General features: G+C 67.6%; 15 protein-coding genes. 7 read left to right on the top strand and 8 right to left on the bottom strand.

The annotated features are described in order from the left end of the window. From UCD39_RS14630 to rpsD, 3 genes are all read left to right on the top strand, one after another. On the top strand, positions 1-780 hold the full coding sequence (locus tag UCD39_RS14630) for a tetratricopeptide repeat protein (protein ID WP_330496709.1): 780 nt from the start codon (positions 1-3) through the stop codon (positions 778-780). A 110-nt stretch (positions 781-890) separates the two neighbouring features. Beyond that, entirely contained in the window at positions 891-1,607 is a 717-nt protein-coding gene (locus tag UCD39_RS14625; protein ID WP_330496708.1) for a peroxiredoxin-like family protein, read from the top strand. Positions 1,608-1,835: 228 nt separating this feature from the next. After that, positions 1,836-2,450, top strand: coding sequence for a 30S ribosomal protein S4 (gene rpsD, locus UCD39_RS14620; protein WP_330496707.1), 615 nt, complete (start codon positions 1,836-1,838; stop codon positions 2,448-2,450). A 74-nt stretch (positions 2,451-2,524) separates the two neighbouring features. On the opposite strand, the gene UCD39_RS14615 is transcribed toward rpsD, so the two are convergent. Both UCD39_RS14615 and UCD39_RS14610 read right to left on the bottom strand, forming a co-directional pair. After that, the gene (locus UCD39_RS14615) at positions 2,525-3,070 is read right to left on the bottom strand and encodes a cytochrome b (RefSeq protein WP_330496706.1); all 546 of its coding nucleotides are present in this window, start codon (positions 3,068-3,070) and stop codon (positions 2,525-2,527) included. Positions 3,071-3,090: 20 nt separating this feature from the next. Continuing rightward, the gene (locus UCD39_RS14610; RefSeq protein ID WP_330496705.1) at positions 3,091-5,646 is read right to left on the bottom strand and encodes a cation-translocating P-type ATPase; all 2,556 of its coding nucleotides are present in this window, start codon (positions 5,644-5,646) and stop codon (positions 3,091-3,093) included. A gap of 503 nt (positions 5,647-6,149) precedes the next feature. On the opposite strand from UCD39_RS14610, the gene UCD39_RS14605 reads away from it, so the two are divergent. After that, positions 6,150-7,100 (top strand): sulfotransferase family protein, encoded by a 951-nt coding sequence (locus tag UCD39_RS14605; protein WP_330496704.1) that lies wholly within the window; start codon positions 6,150-6,152, stop codon positions 7,098-7,100. 112 nt (positions 7,101-7,212) lie between these two features. Here the strand turns inward: UCD39_RS14605 and UCD39_RS14600 are convergent, their stop codons facing one another. From UCD39_RS14600 to purQ, 5 genes are all read right to left on the bottom strand, one after another. Further along, complete coding sequence (locus UCD39_RS14600) at positions 7,213-7,485, bottom strand: hypothetical protein (RefSeq protein WP_330496703.1); 273 nt, start codon at positions 7,483-7,485, stop codon at positions 7,213-7,215. A gap of 415 nt (positions 7,486-7,900) precedes the next feature. Next, positions 7,901-8,239, bottom strand: a complete 339-nt coding sequence (gene grxD, locus UCD39_RS14595) for a Grx4 family monothiol glutaredoxin (protein WP_330496702.1) — start codon at positions 8,237-8,239, stop codon at positions 7,901-7,903. A 216-nt stretch (positions 8,240-8,455) separates the two neighbouring features. Next, positions 8,456-8,692, bottom strand: coding sequence for a BolA family protein (locus tag UCD39_RS14590; RefSeq protein WP_040846404.1), 237 nt, complete (start codon positions 8,690-8,692; stop codon positions 8,456-8,458). A 156-nt stretch (positions 8,693-8,848) separates the two neighbouring features. Beyond that, positions 8,849-11,068 (bottom strand): phosphoribosylformylglycinamidine synthase subunit PurL, encoded by a 2,220-nt coding sequence (gene purL, locus UCD39_RS14585; RefSeq protein WP_330496701.1) that lies wholly within the window; start codon positions 11,066-11,068, stop codon positions 8,849-8,851. Then, positions 11,065-11,754 (bottom strand): phosphoribosylformylglycinamidine synthase subunit PurQ, encoded by a 690-nt coding sequence (gene purQ, locus UCD39_RS14580; RefSeq protein ID WP_330496700.1) that lies wholly within the window; start codon positions 11,752-11,754, stop codon positions 11,065-11,067. Before purQ ends, purL begins: the two co-directional genes overlap by 4 nt. Positions 11,755-12,047: 293 nt before the next feature. Between purQ and UCD39_RS14575 the strand changes: the two genes are divergently transcribed. Further along, positions 12,048-13,439, top strand: a complete 1,392-nt coding sequence (locus UCD39_RS14575; protein WP_330496699.1) for an NAD-dependent succinate-semialdehyde dehydrogenase — start codon at positions 12,048-12,050, stop codon at positions 13,437-13,439. 76 nt (positions 13,440-13,515) lie between these two features. Here the strand turns inward: UCD39_RS14575 and galA are convergent, their stop codons facing one another. Further along, positions 13,516-16,062 (bottom strand): beta-galactosidase GalA, encoded by a 2,547-nt coding sequence (galA, locus tag UCD39_RS14570; RefSeq protein ID WP_330496698.1) that lies wholly within the window; start codon positions 16,060-16,062, stop codon positions 13,516-13,518. A 143-nt stretch (positions 16,063-16,205) separates the two neighbouring features. Here galA and UCD39_RS14565 point away from each other — a divergent pair, with 143 nt between their 5' ends. Both UCD39_RS14565 and UCD39_RS14560 read left to right on the top strand, forming a co-directional pair. Beyond that, positions 16,206-16,436, top strand: coding sequence for an AbrB/MazE/SpoVT family DNA-binding domain-containing protein (locus tag UCD39_RS14565; protein ID WP_330496696.1), 231 nt, complete (start codon positions 16,206-16,208; stop codon positions 16,434-16,436). Continuing rightward, positions 16,426-16,827, top strand: coding sequence for a PIN domain-containing protein (locus UCD39_RS14560; protein WP_330496695.1), 402 nt, complete (start codon positions 16,426-16,428; stop codon positions 16,825-16,827). Before UCD39_RS14565 ends, UCD39_RS14560 begins: the two co-directional genes overlap by 11 nt.

The following is a 16,827-nucleotide window of genomic DNA, read 5'->3' as shown; positions in this document are numbered from 1 at the left end:
ATGCGGGGCGGTGACAGCCAGCCCTTGGCGATCCTGGCCTTGCTGGCTTGTGCCGCCTGCGCCGGGGCGCCGGCGGGCCAGACGGGCGCCCCGTCCGTCACAGCCCCATCGGCCACCCCCTCCTTGCCCGCCCCTTCCTTTCCAACCGCCGATCTGACCCCTGACCCGGTGTTGGGCAAGGCTTTGATGGAGGGGTTGCTGGCGGTGCGGGCGGGGGATGCCCGGCGGGCGGTGGATGGCTATTTCAACCCGGTCATCGCCGCTTATGAACGACGCTACAAGGCGGTGCCGGGGCGCCTCTACTGTGCCCGCGGCATGGGGGAGGCGACCGGCTATATGCAGGACGCGGTGCGCACCCATCAGCCGGCGCGGGTGGTGGAGGCGGGGCTGGTCTTGGCCTATGTCTACCGGGGCCGTGAATTGATGACCCTGGATGACCCGGCGGGGGCGCAGGCGGGGCTGGAGCGGGCGCGGACCCTGTCGCCCGCCAACGCCGCTGTCCTGTTGCAGTTGGGGGCCGCCTACAAGGCCCAGCGCAAGTTGCCTCAGGCGCAGGAGGCCTACCGGGCAGCGGTGGACGTGGCCGACCTGTCGCCGCCGGAAACCAGACCGCAGGAAACGGCCGACGCCTTTTATGGCCTGGGCAGCACCTACGCCGCCATGGGCCGCCTGGATGAAGCCGAGGCGACCTATCGGCGCTGCCTCACGGTGCTGCCCGGCAATGCCCTGGCGGAGATGGAACTGAAAGAGATTCAGCGCCAGCGGGCCCAAGGCCACTGATGGGGCCACTTCATCCCGGCCAATAAGACGCTCAAGGATTCCTCGGGTTTTTCAGGTCGCCGCCGCTGGCACAGTGGCGGCAATCCTTCAAACCCCGGGAGCCTAAAGCCATGAGCCAATCCGCCCTCACCGAAGCCGCCGCCGAGCCCACGTTGAACCAGCTGTTCGCCGACCTGCACGCCCACCGGGTGGCGACCATGGATCCGGCCCAGTTGCAGATCAACATCGACCAGCGGCGCGAATTGGTGGAGACGGCGGACCGCGCCGCCTTCGTCCGGCCGGGTGACCGGCTGGTGGGCGAGGTGCTGCTGGATGTGGAGGGCGGCACGCTGCACCTGGGCGCGCTGCTGGCGCGCGGGCCGGTGGTGCTGGTCTTCTTCCGCTTCGCCACCTGTCCCGCCTGTAACATCGCGCTGCCCTATTACCAGCGCCATCTGGAGCCAGGCCTGCGCGCGCTGGGCGCCCAACTGGTGGCGGTCAGCCCCCAGGTGCCGGAGCGCCTGGTCGATATCAAGCGCCGCCACGACCTGACCTTCACCGTGGCCAGCGATCGCGACAACGCCCTGGCCCGCCGCCTTGGCATCGTCTTCACCGCCAACGCCGCCTCACAGGCCAGCCAGTTGGCCAAGGGCTCGTCGTTGGGCGAGGTCACGGGCACCGGCACCTGGGAGTTGCCCATGCCCACGGTGGTGGTGCTGGGCCGCGACGGCGTGGTGCGCTATGCCGATGTCAGCCCCGACTGGCTGGTCAGGACCGAACCGGGCCCGGTGCTGGACGCGGTGCGCGCCGTGGTGGCCGAGGATCGTTCCAGCCGGGCGGCGGAATAGGGGGAGGCGCCGGATCGTCCCCGCATGGCCCCCGTGCAACAGCGCGCGTGGGAGACTTGTGGTTTCCGTTGACTTGGCCGGCGCGCTGCTTATAGTGCCGGCCTTCCCTTCCCGGGAAGGCGGGTCCGGGGGATCTCTCCCCTTGTCCCCGTCCGTGGGGCCTGATTGGCAGGACGCCATGGAACTACCGGGACAACAAGCCGCGTCAGCGGCAGCTGGAGCTTAGAGATGAGCAAGCGTTTAGAGTCCAAGTATAAGATTGACCGCCGCCTTGGCGTCAACCTGTGGGGCCGTGCCAAGAGCCCGGTCAACCGCCGCGAATACGGCCCCGGCCAGCACGGCCAGCGCCGCAAGAAGCCGTCCGACTTCGGCCTGCAGCTGATGGCCAAGCAGAAGCTGAAGGGCTACTACGCCAACATCGGCGAGCGTCAGTTCCGCCGCATCTACCAGGAAGCCGTCCGTCGTCGTGGCGACACCGGCGAGAACCTGATCCAGCTGCTGGAGCGTCGTCTGGACGCCGTGGTCTACCGCATGAAGTTCGCGCCGACCCCGTTCGCCGCGCGTCAGATCATCAACCACGGCCACATCCTGGTGAACGGCAAGCGCCTGAACATCGCCTCCTACCGCGTGAAGGACGGCGACACCATCGAAGTGCGCCAGAAGGCCAAGCAGTTCGCCATCATCCTGGAGTCCGTCGCTTCGGGTGAGCGCGACATCCCCGAGTACGTGCAGGTCGACACCGGCGCGCTGAAGGGCACTTTCGTCCGCGCCCCGAACCTGGCCGACGTCCCGTACCCGGTGACCATGGAACCGAACCTGGTGGTCGAGTACTACTCCCGCTAATCCAGGCTCCTTCCGGAACCGGAAAGATCAGGCCGCGTCCCTCGGGACGCGGCCTTTTCTATTTGGCGTCCGTGTCATGTCCGGCGGGGCAGCATGCGCTCCAGGACGCGGTCGCGCCACAGCACGACATGGACGGCGACGGCGGCGACATGCAGGCCGATCAGCACCAGCAGCACGGTCACCAGAGCCTCATGCAGTTCGCCCAGCGTCCGCCCCAGGCTTGACCCCGTGGCCACCAGCGCCGGCAGGTCCAGGGCGCCGAACAGCGTCACCGGCCAGCCGCGCCGCGACGCGTCGGCCCAGCCGGTCAGCACCAGGGTGAAGACCAGCAGGTACAGCAGCCCATGCACCGCCGCCGCCGCCTTGTGCTGCCAGGCCGGCAGGCGGGGATCGGCGGCGGGCTGGGGCGTCCGCAGCCGCCAGCCCAGACGCAGCGCCATCACGGCGCCGATGGCGACGCCGAACGACAGGTGCAGGTTGACCAACCCTTCCGGCGGCATGCCCCGGCGCAGTTCCGGCATGGTCCAGCCCAGCGTGTACTGCACCGCCAGCAAAACCACGACCAGCCAGTGGAACCCCTTCATGGCGCCGCTGTAGTGGGCTGTGGGTGTAGCGTCCATGGCTTCCTCCATTTTTTCAATCAAAGGCGTAGCTGTTTGGCCCATAGGGGCTTGATCGCCTCCAGGGCCAGGACCAGGGCGGCCGCCGCCCCCAGGGTGATGGCCACGTCATGGGCGGGCAGCGGCGCGAAGGCGAACAGGGCCGCCGCCGGCGGCCAGGCCAGGGTCACCGCCAGCACAGCGCCCATCACCCCGGCCACCGTCCACAGCGTGGGGTTGGGGCGCGTCACCGCCCTGAGGAGGGAGGCGCTGAAGGAGCGGTTGACCAGCACCAGGCCGAAATTGACCAGCACCAGGGCGACGAAGGCCAAGGCCCGCGCCTCTTCCGTCGGCAGTCCACCGCGCAGCGCCCCGACAAACAGCAGGGCGACCGTGCCGAACGCGATGGTTCCCTGCAGCAGGCTCCACATCAGCAGCGCGCGCGAGAACAGCGGGCTGTTCGGGGGCCGTGGGGGCCGGCGCATGCTGTCCGCCTCCGACCGCTCCGCCTCGAAAACGATGGAGCACACGGGGTCGATCACCATTTCCAGGAAGGCGATGTGCACCGGGGTCAGCAGCAGGGGCAGGTCCAGCACCAGCGGCAACAGGGCCAGGCCGGCGATGGGCACATGGATGGCCACGATATAGCCCATGGCCTTGCGCAAATTGTCGTAGATGCGCCGTCCCAGGCGGATGGTCTGGACGATGGACCCGAAATCGTCGTCCAGCAGCACCAGGGAGGCCGCCTCGCGCGCCACGTCGGTGCCACGGCCGCCCATGGCGATGCCGATATCCGCGGCCTTCAGCGACGGCGCGTCGTTCACGCCGTCCCCGGTCATGCCCACGATCTGGCCGTTCCCCTGCAGGGCCTTGACGATGGTCAGCTTGTGCGTCGGCTGGGTGCGGGCGAACAGGGCGGCCTCGCGGATGCGCACCGCCTGCTCCCCAGGCGATAGACGGTCCAGATCCGCGCCGGTGACCAGCGGGGCGATGGGCAGGCCGGCCTGGGCGGCGATGGCTCGGGCGGTTTCCGGGTAGTCGCCCGTGATCATGACCACCCGGATACCGGCCGACAGGCAGTCGCGCACGGCCGCCGGCACCTCGGCGCGCAGCGGGTCGCTGAAGCCGACCAGGCCCAGCAGGCGGCAGGAATATTCCCGGCGGTCGGCGGGTGGCGGGTTCGGCGCCTCGCCCCCCGCCACGGCCAGGACGCGCATGCCGTTCCGGGCCATGGTGTCCACCGCGCTGAGCATCGCCGCGTGGGTGGTCCCGTCCAGGCGGCACAGTGCCGCCACGGCCTCCGGCGCGCCTTTGATGGCCACGATGGCGTTGGTTTCCGGATCCGCCTGCCAGACCTGGGTGATCGCCGGCAACCCCGGCTCCAGCCCGTATTCCTTCACCAGGGTCCAGGACGGTCCCGCCTGGGACATGTCCAACTCCCGCCCCAGGGCGTGAAAGGCGCGGTCCATGGGGTCGGCGGGGGTTTGCGCGCTGGCCAGGATGCCATGCCGGATCAAGGCGTGGATGACGTTCGCCGGGTGATCGCTTCGCGGGTCCAGGCCGTGCGTCAGGTCGGCGGCGTCCCGCACCTCCGTGATCGCCATGCGGTTCTGCGTCAGGGTGCCGGTCTTGTCGGTGCATAGCACGGTCGCGGCGCCCAGCGCTTCGATGGCCGCCGCGCGGCGGGTCAGCACCCGGGCCCGCGACAGGCGCCAGGCCCCCATGACCATGAACACGGTCAGCACCAGGGGAAATTCTTCCGGGATCATCGACATGGCCACGGCCAGGCCGGCCAGGATCCCTTGCAGCCAATCCCCCCTCACCAATCCGTACAGCGCCATGACCAGTAGGCTGACGGTCAGGCCGGCCACGGCGACGCCCCGGACCAGCCGCCGCGTCTGCCGGTTCAGGCGCGTGGGTTCCGGATGGATGCCGCCCAGGGCGGCGCCGATCCTGCCGATCTCGCTCTCGCGGCCGGTGGCCGTCGTGACGCCGCATCCCCGCCCGCGCACCACCAGCGTGCCGGAAAAGGCCACCGGCAGGTCATCGCCGCCGGGGGCGACCGCCTCGGCGGCGGCGGTGCTGGCGGGCCGCTTGCGCACCGGCAGGGACTCGCCGGTCAGCAGGGATTTGTCGATCTCCAGGTCCTGGGCGGAGATCAGATGGATGTCCGCGGGCACCCGGTCGCCTTCCTCGATGAAAACGACATCGCCAGGCACCACCTCCCGGCCGGGAATGCGCAGCCGCACGCCATCCCGCACAACCTGGGCGCGGGGACTGGTCAGGGTGCGCAGGGCATCCAGCACCCGTTCGCTGCGGCTCTCCTGCGCGGCGGCGATGCCGACCGATGCCGTGGCGAACGCCAGCAGCATGAGGCCCTCGCGCAGGTCTCCCAGCAGCAGGTAGATGAGGGCGCTGACCATCAGCAGCGCGAACATCGGCTCCGCCAGGATATCCAGCAGGATACGGGGCAGGGGACGCCGGTTGGGGCGGGGCAGTTCGTTATAGCCGTTGGCCGCCAGCCGCCGCGCGGCCTCCGTGGCGGTCAGCCCGGAAACAGGGGTGCCGGCGATCGGGGCATGGGCGTCGCTGGGCATGGGGGCACACCGGTGGGCGGTGGTTGGGTTCCCCCAGACTGCGCCCCTTACGGTCAACCGCCTTGATGCATATCAGCAAGGCGGGGCCGGCCAGTATGTTCAACCCAGCACCTCATTGGACAACCATAGGGCGCACGGGATGGTGGCGTCTCAGAGATGCGGGCTCAGGTCCTATTGAATGATGATTGCAAAAATGGTGAGTAAATATTCATCTGTTATATGACGATTGTCGGATTCGTCATATATCTAATCGATTTCGGAATATGACCTAGTCTACCAAAAATAATACGTTTTATCTGGTCAAGTTGACGCAGGGATCTTCATCCTTATCCGTAACAGCAAAGTCACAAAAAGTACCTGTGACTTGTGGACGCAGCGTCTCCTGGATTGTCCCGGGGTGTTGTCGTTCGTCCAATCACTGCGATGAGGTCAGCGTCTTGTCGAACGCCTATGCCAAGAATTGGAATAGTCAAAGCCGCAGCGGCAGGATGGTTTCCGGCCGCGTGGGGCCGGTCGTTGGCAGCGGCGGCACGATAGATCGGCTGCGGCGCCGCTTCGCCGACTTGCCAGCACCGGTCATCGTCTACAACAAGTCGCATTCTGGTAGTCGGCTGCTGGCCCAGATGCTGGAGGACCAAAGCGTTTTCATTGGCGGCCGGCTGAATGAATCCAACGACGCCATGGCCATCCTGCCCCTGGTGGAGCGTCTGGTCGAAGATTATTACCCCGATTACCAGGCGCTGTGGGACCAGGACTGGCCCGTGGACTTGGAGGCCTTGTTCGTCACGGCGATGATGGAGCATCTGGAGGGCTATGACGGACACTCCCCCTGGGGGTGGAAGCTGTGCGAAACGACATACATCGTTCCCATCATCGCCGCCGTCTTCCCAAGGGCACGTTTCATCCATCTGCTGCGCGATGGCCTGGATGTGGCGTTCAGCGACCATGTGCCGCCGCAGGCCCGGTTCTGGCGCAAGGTCTACTTCAACAATGGCGACATCCAGGGCTGGCGCGGCCTGTCCATGACCAACCGCGCCTATGTCCGGCGGCCTCACATCTACAACGCCTTGCATTGGCTGAATTCCGTGGAAGTGGGGCGCACCTATGGCGCCATGTTGCAGGGGCGCTACCTGGAGGTCCGGTATGAGGACCTGTGCCAGGACTTCCTCCCCACCTCGCGGCGCATTCTCGGCTTCATGGGGCTGGCGCCGGATGAGGCAGCGTTGACCGCGCGCGCGGCATCTGTCCGCAAGGGCACCATCGGCAAGCACCATCGCCACCGCCGCCAGCGCCGCCAGGTGCTGCGGCTGATCGAGCCGACGCTGTTGTCCCTGGGCTATCTGGATGCCCCCTCCCGGCCGGGCCCTTTGTGGCGCCTGCGGGAACGCTGGTACAGCGCCCTGCGCGAGATGGGTAAGGGATGGGCCCGGCTGTGCCAGGCCGTGCGGGCTTAGACGATAATCTCTAGAGCAGATCGCCCAAAGGTGGAATCGCCTTTGGGCGTGAAGCTGCTCGTGGGACAGACTCAGCGAGAGCTGGCTGCGCCTGGTTTTTGCGCAGCCAGCTCTAGCTTGCCACCTTGCTCAGGCGTCGGCGATTGGCGCGCACCTTGCGGCGGTAGTGCGCCAGCACCTTGGCGGTAGCGCCATCGGCGGTCACGCCCAGGCCGCCGGTCAGGGCCCGCATCTGCAGGTCCAGGCCGGCGGCGATCTTCTCATGCACCATGCGCTGCGCCTCCGTCTGGGCGGCGGCCCCGCCGGCCGCCAATTTCAGGGTGCGCAGGGTGATGACCTGCAGTGCCTCCACGCCCAGCAGCCAACTATCGAAGCCATTACGCATCCAGGCGTTTTTTCCCATCCTATATCTCCGGGCCGACATCATCTGAAATGAAACGGGATAGCCAGGCTTAAACGGCGGTGTTCCCGTCCCGGTTCCAACGATCGGCCGCCCGTCTGGGAACAATATCGATGCTTGCGACGTTCCGGTTGTGGCTTGGCCCAGTCGTGGGGGCCGGCCTCAAGACTTGATTGAGCAAAAACCGAAAAATGAGGAGGTCACGGCGATGCGTTACGCGCTTTTATGGCTGCTGGGGGTGCCGTTACCGGTCCTGATCATCATCTATCTGATTTTCCATTGAGCCGGTCTGGTGAGCCGGTCTGCGGCGTAATCCCCGCGCCGCGCTGACCCGCAGAAAGCCAAAGGACCGCGCCCGGTGTCCCGGGGCGGCCCTTTGTCAATCCGATATGCGGTTCGGTCAGGCGGCGGCCTGGGCGGCGATGCCCTTCTCAGCCAGCAACTGCACCAGCTCGCCCAACTCATACATGTCGCGGACGATGTCGCAGCCGCCCAGGAACTCACCCTTCACATACAGCTGCGGGATGGTCGGCCAATTGGTGAATTCCTTGATGCCCTGGCGCAGGGCCGGATCGACCAGGATGTCGATACCCTTGAACTTCACGCCCAGGTGGCTCAGCACCTGCACGACGGCGGCGGAAAAGCCGCACTGCGGGAAAACGGGTGTGCCCTTCATGTAGAGCACGACGTCGTTCTCGGTGATGTCGCGGCGGATGCGCTCTTCGACGGTCTTGTCCATGTACGATCGATCCTCTGGTGCCGTGCCGTCGCGGTGCTAGGGCGGCGGTTGGCGGTCTAACCCAAACCGGCGACTGGTCCCGCCGGTGCTGCCGGTGCCCAGGATACCGCGAGCGGTCAACCGGTTCACCAAACAACTTCACCTGTCATAAATGAGCGCGCGACGGCCGTCTGTCCAGAGGGAATAGCCGGCGCATCGCCCCGCAAGGGCTGCGGATCAGTCCTGCGTGGCCGCCGTGGTCAGGGCCAGGGCATGCAGCTCATTGCCCATGCGCCCGCCCAGGGCCGCGTACACCATCTGGTGCTGCGCCACCCGGCTCTTGCCCTTGAAGGCCGCGGCGGTGACGTAGGCGGCGTAATGGTCGCCGTCGCCCCGCAGGTCTTCGATCCGCACCTCGGCGCCCGGAATGCCTTCCCGGATCAGGCGCTCGATTTCAGAGGCGTCCATGGCCATAAGTTATTCCCTTTCTATGTTCCCTCAGGCGCCGGCGGGGCATCCGCCTCTTGGCTATCCTCGATTTCCAGTCCGCTGACGCTTCCCGGAAATCTCCGGCGCCCGCGGTCGCGGGCTACGCTGGCATGAATAAGTCATGCCAGCGCTCCCATTTGCTTAGGCGTCGCCGGCCATGTAGCTGGGCAGCCAGCCTTCGTGCACCGCGCGCAGGTCGGCCAGTGCCAGGGCGCCGCCGCCCAGGCCGATGATGGCGTCGCCGCCCACCGTGCCCAGGGTGGTGACGGGTACACCGGCGGCCTTGGCGGCGTCGGTGACCGCGGCCACATCGCCGGCGGCGGCGGTGATCAGGTAACGGCCCTGGTCCTCACCGAACAGCAGGCCGGCGTCCGCCGCCTCCAGGCCGGTCAGGGCCACACCCTTCTTGCCACGCAGGGCCATCTCCGCCAGCCCCACGGCCAGGCCGCCGTCGGCCAGGTCATGACAGGCGGTCAGCTTGCGGGCCTCGATCAGGCCGCGCACCAGGTCGCCGGCACGGCGCTCGGCCGCCAGGTCCACCGGCGGCGGGGCGCCTTCCTCACGGCCGTGGACCTCACGCAGGTACAGCGACTGGCCGACATGGCCGTTCGTCTCACCCAGCAGCAGGACCACGTCCCCTTCGGCCTTGAAGCCGCTGCCGATGGCCAGGGTGCTGTCCGTCAGCAGGCCCACGCCGCCGATGGCGGGGGTGGGCAGGATGCCTTCGCCGTTGGTCTCGTTGTACAGGCTGACGTTGCCCGACACGACGGGGAAGTCCAGGACGCGGCAGGCCTCCGCCATACCTTCGATGCAGCCGGCGAACTGCCCCATGATGCGGGGCTTCTCCGGGTTGCCGAAGTTCATGTTGTCGGTGATGGCCAGGGGCAGGGCGCCCACGGTGATGATGTTGCGGTAGGCCTCGGCCACCGCCTGGGCGCCGCCGCGCACCGGGTCGGCGTAGCAGTAGCGCGGGGTGCAATCGGTGGTCATGGCCAGCGCCTTGGGCGTGCCGTGCACCCGCACCAGGGCGGCGTCGCCACCCGGGCCGATCATGGTGTCGGCACCCACCTGGCTGTCGTACTGCTCCCAAATCCAGCGGCGGGATGCCAGGTCCGGCGTGCCCATCAGGGCCAGCAGGGTGTCGCGGGCCGACGCCTTCAGCGGGGCCTCCGCCGCGGCGATCTCGGCCTGCGGCGGGGTCGGCTCCGTCGGGCGGTTATACAGCGGCGCCTTGTCGAACAGGGGCGCCAGCTCCACGTCGCACCAGGTGTGGCCGTGCATGCGGATGACCATGCGGCCGTTGTCCGTCAGCTTGCCGATGACGGCGAAGTCCAGTTCCCACTTGTCGAAGATGCGCTTGGCCTCTTCCTCGCGGCCGGGCTCCAGGATCATGAGCATGCGCTCCTGGCTTTCCGACAGCATGATCTCATACGGGGTCATGCCGGCTTCGCGCTGGGGAACGGCGTCGAGATCCAGGTCGATGCCCAGGCCGCCCTTGCCCGCCATCTCGACGGAGGAGGAGGTGAGGCCGGCGGCGCCCATGTCCTGGATGGCGACGATGGCGTCGGTGGCCATCAGCTCCAGGCAGGCTTCGATCAGCAGCTTCTCGGTGAAGGGGTCGCCCACCTGCACCGTCGGGCGCTTGGCCTCGCTGTCCTCGGTGAACTCGGCGGAGGACATGGTGGCGCCGTGGATGCCGTCCCGGCCGGTCTTCGATCCCACGTACACCACGGGCTTACCCACGCCGGCGGCCTTGGAATAGAAGATCTTGTCCGTCTGGGCCACGCCCACGGTCATGGCGTTGACCAGGCAGTTGCCGTTGTACGCCTTGTGGAAGTTGGTCTCGCCGCCCACGGTGGGCACGCCCACGCAGTTGCCATAGCCGCCGATACCGGCCACCACGCCCGCCACCAGGTGGCGGGTCTTTGGGTTGGCGGGCTCGCCGAAGCGCAGGGCGTTCAGGTTGGCCACGGGGCGGGCGCCCATGGTGAAGACGTCGCGCAGGATGCCGCCCACGCCGGTCGCCGCACCCTGGTAGGGCTCGATGAAGCTGGGGTGGTTGTGGCTTTCCATCTTGAAGATGGCGGCCTGGCCGTCGCCGATGTCAATGACGCCGGCGTTCTCACCGGGGCCGCAGATGACCCAGGGCGCCGTCGTCGGCAGCTTCTTCAGCCACACGCGGGAGGACTTGTAGGAGCAATGCTCCGACCACATGACGGAATAGATGCCCAGTTCCGTCAGGGTGGGCGTGCGGCCCACGCTTTCCAGCATGCTGGCGTATTCGTCGGGCTTCAGGCCGTGCTCGGCCGCCAGCTCGGCGGTCACCTTCGGTTCGCGGTCAGGGGTGTGGGTGACGCTCACGACAGGCTCTCCAGCAGGCTGGTAAACAGAGCGCGGCCATCGGTGTTGCCGTGCTGCGGGTCAAAGGCGCGTTCGGGGTGGGGCATCATGCCCAGGACGGTGCGCGTCTCGTTGAAGATGCCGGCGATGTTGTTGGTGGCGCCGTTGGGGTTGCCGGCCGCGTTCACCACGCCGTTGGCGTCGGTGTAGCGGAAGGCCACGCGGCCCTCGCCTTCCAGGCGCTTCAGCGTCTCCTCATCCGCCACGTAGTTGCCCTCGCCATGGCCAACCGGAATGCCGATGTGCTGGCCCGGGGTGTAGTGGCGGGTGAAGGGGCTGTCGGTATTCTCCACCTTCAGGTCCACCGTCTTGCAGATGTACTTCAGCGACTGGTTGCGGATCAGCGCGCCGGGCAGCAGCCCCGCCTCCGTCAGGATCTGGAAGCCGTTGCAGACACCGATGACCTTGACGCCCTTGGCGGCCCGTTCCTTCACCACCCGCATGACGGGGGAGTTGGCGGCCATGGCGCCGCAGCGCAGATAGTCGCCATAGGAAAAGCCGCCGGGAACGGCGATGACGTCGACCTCGGGCAGGTCGGTGTCGCGGTGCCAGGCGTGGAAGGTCTTGTGGCCGGAAACCTGTTCCAGGGCCACGGCGATGTCCCGTTCACAGTTGGAACCGGGAAAGACGATGACGGCGGACTTCATGGGGGCCGCAAATCCAATCGTTGGAGGCCGGGGAAGGCGGGATTCCCGCCGATCTTAAGCCGGCGCTGCACCCGTCGTCTTGTGGGGCGGAAGCTAGCCGCGCCGCTGGTCGAATGCAAGGTGCCGGGGTGGGGGGCTACCCCGCGCGGATGTGGGGGCGGGACGGTCGCCATACCGCGGGTTCCCCCGATGCCAACCACACCCTTGACCCACGTCATGGTCCCAAACCGGACGGGGTGCTCCGATGGGGGTGGCCGGGACGAATGTGCCGGCCAGCAACGGAGGATGACGCCATGCCGTACGCGACCACCAATCCCTATACCGGTGACCTGCTGAAGACCTTTCCCGACGCCACCGACGCGGAGGTCGACCGCGCCCTGTCGGACGCCCACGCCGCCTTCCTGGCCTGGCGGGAAACGCCCTTCGCCCACCGCGCCGGCATCATGCAGAAGGCGGCCGACATCCTGCGCGCCGAGGCCGACGCCTATGCCCGGCTGCTGACGCTGGAGATGGGCAAGCTGTTCACCGAGGCGAAGGCGGAGGTGGAGCTGTCCGCCCGCATCTTCGAATATTATGCCGAGAAGGCGGAGGCGCTGCTGGCGCCGGAGAAACTGCCGGTGGCCGACCCGGCGGAGGGTGAGGCCGTGCTGGTGTGCGAGCCGCTGGGCGTGCTGCTGGCCATCGAGCCGTGGAACTTCCCCTATTACCAGATCGCCCGCATCATCGCCCCGCAGCTGTCCGCCGGGAACACGATGCTGCTGAAGCACGCCTCCAACGTGCCGCAGTGCGCCGCCGCGTTCGAGGGGCTGATGCGCCAGGCGGGCCTGCCCGACGGGGCGTTCAAGAACCTGTATGCCACCCGCCACCAGATCGAGCGCATCCTGAACGACCCGCGCGTCCACGGCGTGGCCCTGACAGGATCGGAAGCGGCGGGGGCCGTGATCGCGGCCCAGGCGGGCAAGGCGCTGAAGAAGTCCACCATGGAATTGGGCGGGGCCGACGCCTTCGTCGTGCTGGCGGACGCCGACATGGAAAAAACCGTCAAGTGGGCGGTGTTCGGCCGGCATTGGAACGGCGGCCAGGTCTGCGTCTCCTCCAAGCGCATGATCATCGTGGATGAGGTCTATGACCAGTTCCTGGACCGCTACATCAACGGCGTCGCCGGGCTGAAGGCGGGCGACCCCTTCGACACCGCGACCACCCTGGCGCCCCTGTCATCGCAAGGGGCCGCCGATGAGGTGAAGGAGAAAATCCGCGAGGCGGTGGCCTACGGCGCCAAGGCGACGGAAGTGGGCCCCAAGGTCCCCAACCAGGGCGCCTTCGTCCAGCCCACCATCCTGACGGAGGTGGGGGAGGACAACCCCGCCCGCTACTGGGAATTCTTCGGCCCCGTCTCCATGCTGTTCCGCGCCAAGGATGAGGATGACGCGGTGCGCATCGCCAACGACTCCCCCTTTGGCCTGGGTGGCTCCGTCTTCACCCGCGACACCCAGCGCGGGGCAGCGGTGGCGGCCCGCATCTCCACCGGCATGGTCTTCGTCAACCACCCGACCATGGTGAAGGCCGACCTGCCCTTCGGCGGCATCCGCCGTTCCGGCTACGGCCGCGAATTGCTGGGCCTGGGCATCAAGGAGTTCGTGAACCACAAGCTGATCGACGTGGTCGACATCGACGCGCCGTTCTGAGCCTTGGGGGGGCGATACCCGGGCGCGGCGCCAATGCCGCGCCCGGGTGTTCATGCATCGTCACAGGCTGGTGGCGTCAGGCTGGGCCGACGCTCGGCACCAGCGCCGCCTTTTCCAGCGACAGTTCCACCGTGGCTGCCTTCAGCCCCTCGGCCTTGGCGGTCACGCGCACCGTGCCGGCTTGGCGGCCCGTCTGCACGATGGCGCCGCACAGGCCCTTGAAGGCCTTGCGATAGGGGGCGTGGTCGGGCTCCAGGCTGGTGGGGTCGCCGTTGCCCACGCCCAGCAGGCGGGCGCTGCCCTCTAGGGTGAAGGTGACGAGGGTGTCGGCATCGGGCACCAGGCGGCCCTTGGCGTCGACCACGCTGGCCGACAGCACCGCCACGTCGTCGCCATCTGCCAACAGCGTGACGCGGTCGGCGGCCAGGGTCAGGGCGTGGGCCGGGCCGGCGGTTTCCTGCCGCTGGGTCAGGACGCGGCGGCCGTCCTTGTAGCCGTGGGCCTCGATGGCGCCCGGCTGGTAGGGCACGGTCCATTCCAGGTGACGGTTGCGGGTGACGTCCTTGCGCCCCAGGCTGCGGCCGTTCACGAACAGCTCCACCGCGTCCAGGTTGCTGTGGCACCAGACGGCGATGTCCTGGCCCTCCCGCCCCGGCCAGGTCCAGTGCGGGAACAGGTGCAGGTGCGGCTGATCCGGCCGCCACCAGGCGCGGTAATAGTGGTAGTTGTCCTTGGGAAAGCCGCACAGGTCCAGGATGCCGAAGTTGGACACGGTGTTGGGCCAGTCGATGAAGGGCGTCGGTTCCCCGCGATAGTCGAAGCCCGTCCAGGCGAAGCCGCCGGAGAGGAAGGGGCGGCTGTCATAGAAGGTCCACCACTGTTCCGCCGTGCTGGCCCACTTGGGGTACTCGGTGTCATAGGCGGGGACGTAGTGGCGGGCGTCGTCGTGGGCATAGACGCCGCGGGTGCAGACGGTGCTGGCCGTTTCCGTGCCGATCATGGGCTGGTTGGGGAAACGGGCGTGGAAGGCGTCGATCTCATCCAGGTAGTAGTTGAAGCCCATGACGTCCAGCACCGGGCTGGCGCCCTGGCCGAACTTGCCGTTGAACGCCTCCGTGATCGGGCGGGTGCCGTCCAGGCGGTGCACGGCGCGCTTCATGCTGGCGGCGATGCGGGCCCCCTGTTCCGTGCCGCGGTGGATTTCCTCGTTGCCGATGCTCCACAGGAAGACGGAGGGGCGGTTGCGGTCGCGCCTCACCATGCGCTCCAACTGGCTCATGCCTTCCGGGTTGCTGGACATCTGGCGGGTTTCCTCCATCACCAGGATGCCCAGCCGGTCGCAGGCGTCCAGCAGGGCTGGCGCCGGTGGGTGGTGGGTGGTGCGCCAGGCGTTGGCGCCCATCTCCTTCAGCCGCTCCACGCGATAGGCATGCAGGCTGTCGGGCACGGCGAAGCCCACGCCGGCATGGTCCTGGTGGTTGCAGGTGCCCTTCACCTTCACTGGCCGGCCGTTCAGGAAAAAGCCCTGGTTGGCGTCGAAGCGCAGGGTACGGATGCCGAAAGGCGTGTGATAGCGGTCGACCACCACCCCGCTCACGCTGACCTCCGTCACCAGGGTGTGGAGGTTGGGCGCCTCCAGCGACCACAGGGCGGGCGATGCCAGGGTGGCGGTCTGCGTCACGGCGCCGGTGTCCCAGGCGGAGAGCGTCACCGGCGGGGCGTCTAGTTGCAGGGCGGGCTTGCCATCGGGGTCCAGCACGGTGCTGCGGACTCTGATCTCCGCCGCCGGGCCCTCATTGGCCAACTCGGTGGTGATGGTGAGGTCGGCGCCGCCGGGTGTCACCGTGCTGCGCACGAAGGTGCCCCACTGCGGCACATGGGCTGGGGCGGTCTTCACCAGCCAGACGTGACGGTAGAGGCCGGCGCCCTCATACGACCAGGCCTCGCCCAGGGTGGCGTCCACCCGGATGACCAGGGTGTTGGCGGCGCCGATGTTGGCGAAATCGGTGATGTCCACGCGGAAGGGGGCGTAGCCGCTTTCGTTGGTGGCGACGATGAAGCCGTTCAGCACCACCAGGCAGTTGCGGGCGACCCCGTCGAACTCCAGCGACAGGCGGCGCCCGGCGTCGCTGGTGGGCAGGGTGAAGCTGCGGCGGTACCAGCCGACGCTGGTTTCGGGAAACTGCCGACCCAGGGGCTTGAAGCCCTGGTAGGCCATGGCCTCCGCCGCCTCCTTGCCCGGCAGCCGCGCCTGGGTGAAGGGCAGGTCCACCGCCCAGTCGTGCGGCAGGGTGACGGCGGCCCAATCCTTGTCATCGAAATCGGCCTTGGCCACCGGGGCGCTGAGGTCGCCGGACTTGGCGTAGGTGCTGCGGTCGGCGCCGAAGCCGAAATCCTGCAGCGGGTCGGCGGCATGGCCCAGATGGAAGCGCCAGCCGTCGTTCATGCGCAGCCGCTCGCGCGGGGCCAGGTCGGCGGGCACGGGGGCAGGGGGGGCCGCTGTGACCTGTGCGGGTGCCGCCATCGCCGACGGGACACCGGTCGGGACCGTGCTCAGCGCGGCCCCAAGGGTGGGCAGCGTGGCGGCGGTGGCCAGCAGGCGGCGGCGGGTCAGGTCAGGCATGGCAAGCGTCCCCCAGGGTGCGGCGGTTTATAAATAATATATAATATCCAATTTGCGCCATAGGGAACCCCTAACGCATTCCAGGGCTTGATCAATGCATGGCCTGGATACACATTGATGGTCTGTATATCCGGGAGAATGTCATGCAGGTCGCGAAGTGGGGTAACAGCTTGGCCGTCCGCCTTCCTGCCGCTGTGGTCGAGGCCCTGGAACTGAAGGAAGGCGACGAGATTGAAATCCACATCGCCGACAGCCGTGAATTAACCGTCGCCCGCAAGCCTGGGCGGGAAGAACTGCTGAAACGATTGCGCGCCTACAGGGGGCGTCTGCCGGCCGACTTCAAGTTCGACCGCGATGACGCCAATGCCCGCTAGCTTCTTCGACACCAACGTCCTGGTCTATCTCGTCTCCGCCGATAGCGGCAAGGCGGACCGCGCGGAGGCCTTGATGCGGGAGGGCGGGGTGATCAGTGTGCAGGTGCTGAACGAATTGGCGAATGTCGCCCGGCGGAAGATGAGGCTGTCATGGCCGGAGGTTCGGGACTTGCTGGACGTGACGCGCGCCTTGCTCAGCGTACGGCCGATGACGGTTGAGATCCATGAGACCGGCTTGGACGTGGCGGAGCGATATGGATTGTCGCTTTATGACGCCATGATTGTTGCTGCTGCGCTGCAGGCGGGTTGCGACACACTGTGGTCGGAAGACATGCAGCATGGTTTGGAGGTCGCCGGCCGGCTGCGCATCATCAATCCTTTCAGGGTCTAG

Origin of the sequence: Nitrospirillum karajorum (genome assembly GCF_036348415.1) — a bacterium.
Taxonomy (GTDB): Bacteria; Pseudomonadota; Alphaproteobacteria; order Azospirillales; family Azospirillaceae; genus Nitrospirillum; species Nitrospirillum amazonense_B.
This window is presented reverse-complemented; position numbering and strand designations above follow the sequence as displayed.

Excerpts from the sequence above, each read along its gene's own strand:
- UCD39_RS14560 (WP_330496695.1), top strand. The coding sequence starts at position 16,426 with ATGCCCGCTAGCTTCTTCGACACCAACGTCCTGGTCTATCTCGTCTCC.
- galA (WP_330496698.1), bottom strand. The coding sequence starts at position 16,062 with ATGCCTGACCTGACCCGCCGCCGCCTGCTGGCCACCGCCGCCACGCTG.
- UCD39_RS14590 (WP_040846404.1), bottom strand. The coding sequence starts at position 8,692 with ATGGCCATGGACGCCTCTGAAATCGAGCGCCTGATCCGGGAAGGCATT.
- purQ (WP_330496700.1), bottom strand. The coding sequence starts at position 11,754 with ATGAAGTCCGCCGTCATCGTCTTTCCCGGTTCCAACTGTGAACGGGAC.
- grxD (WP_330496702.1), bottom strand. The coding sequence starts at position 8,239 with ATGGACAAGACCGTCGAAGAGCGCATCCGCCGCGACATCACCGAGAAC.
- rpsD (WP_330496707.1), top strand. The coding sequence starts at position 1,836 with ATGAGCAAGCGTTTAGAGTCCAAGTATAAGATTGACCGCCGCCTTGGC.
- UCD39_RS14610 (WP_330496705.1), bottom strand. The coding sequence starts at position 5,646 with ATGCCCAGCGACGCCCATGCCCCGATCGCCGGCACCCCTGTTTCCGGG.
- UCD39_RS14565 (WP_330496696.1), top strand. The coding sequence starts at position 16,206 with ATGCAGGTCGCGAAGTGGGGTAACAGCTTGGCCGTCCGCCTTCCTGCC.
- UCD39_RS14575 (WP_330496699.1), top strand. The coding sequence starts at position 12,048 with ATGCCGTACGCGACCACCAATCCCTATACCGGTGACCTGCTGAAGACC.
- UCD39_RS14625 (WP_330496708.1), top strand. The coding sequence starts at position 891 with ATGAGCCAATCCGCCCTCACCGAAGCCGCCGCCGAGCCCACGTTGAAC.
- UCD39_RS14630 (WP_330496709.1), top strand. The coding sequence starts at position 1 with ATGCGGGGCGGTGACAGCCAGCCCTTGGCGATCCTGGCCTTGCTGGCT.
- UCD39_RS14615 (WP_330496706.1), bottom strand. The coding sequence starts at position 3,070 with ATGGACGCTACACCCACAGCCCACTACAGCGGCGCCATGAAGGGGTTC.
- UCD39_RS14600 (WP_330496703.1), bottom strand. The coding sequence starts at position 7,485 with ATGCGTAATGGCTTCGATAGTTGGCTGCTGGGCGTGGAGGCACTGCAG.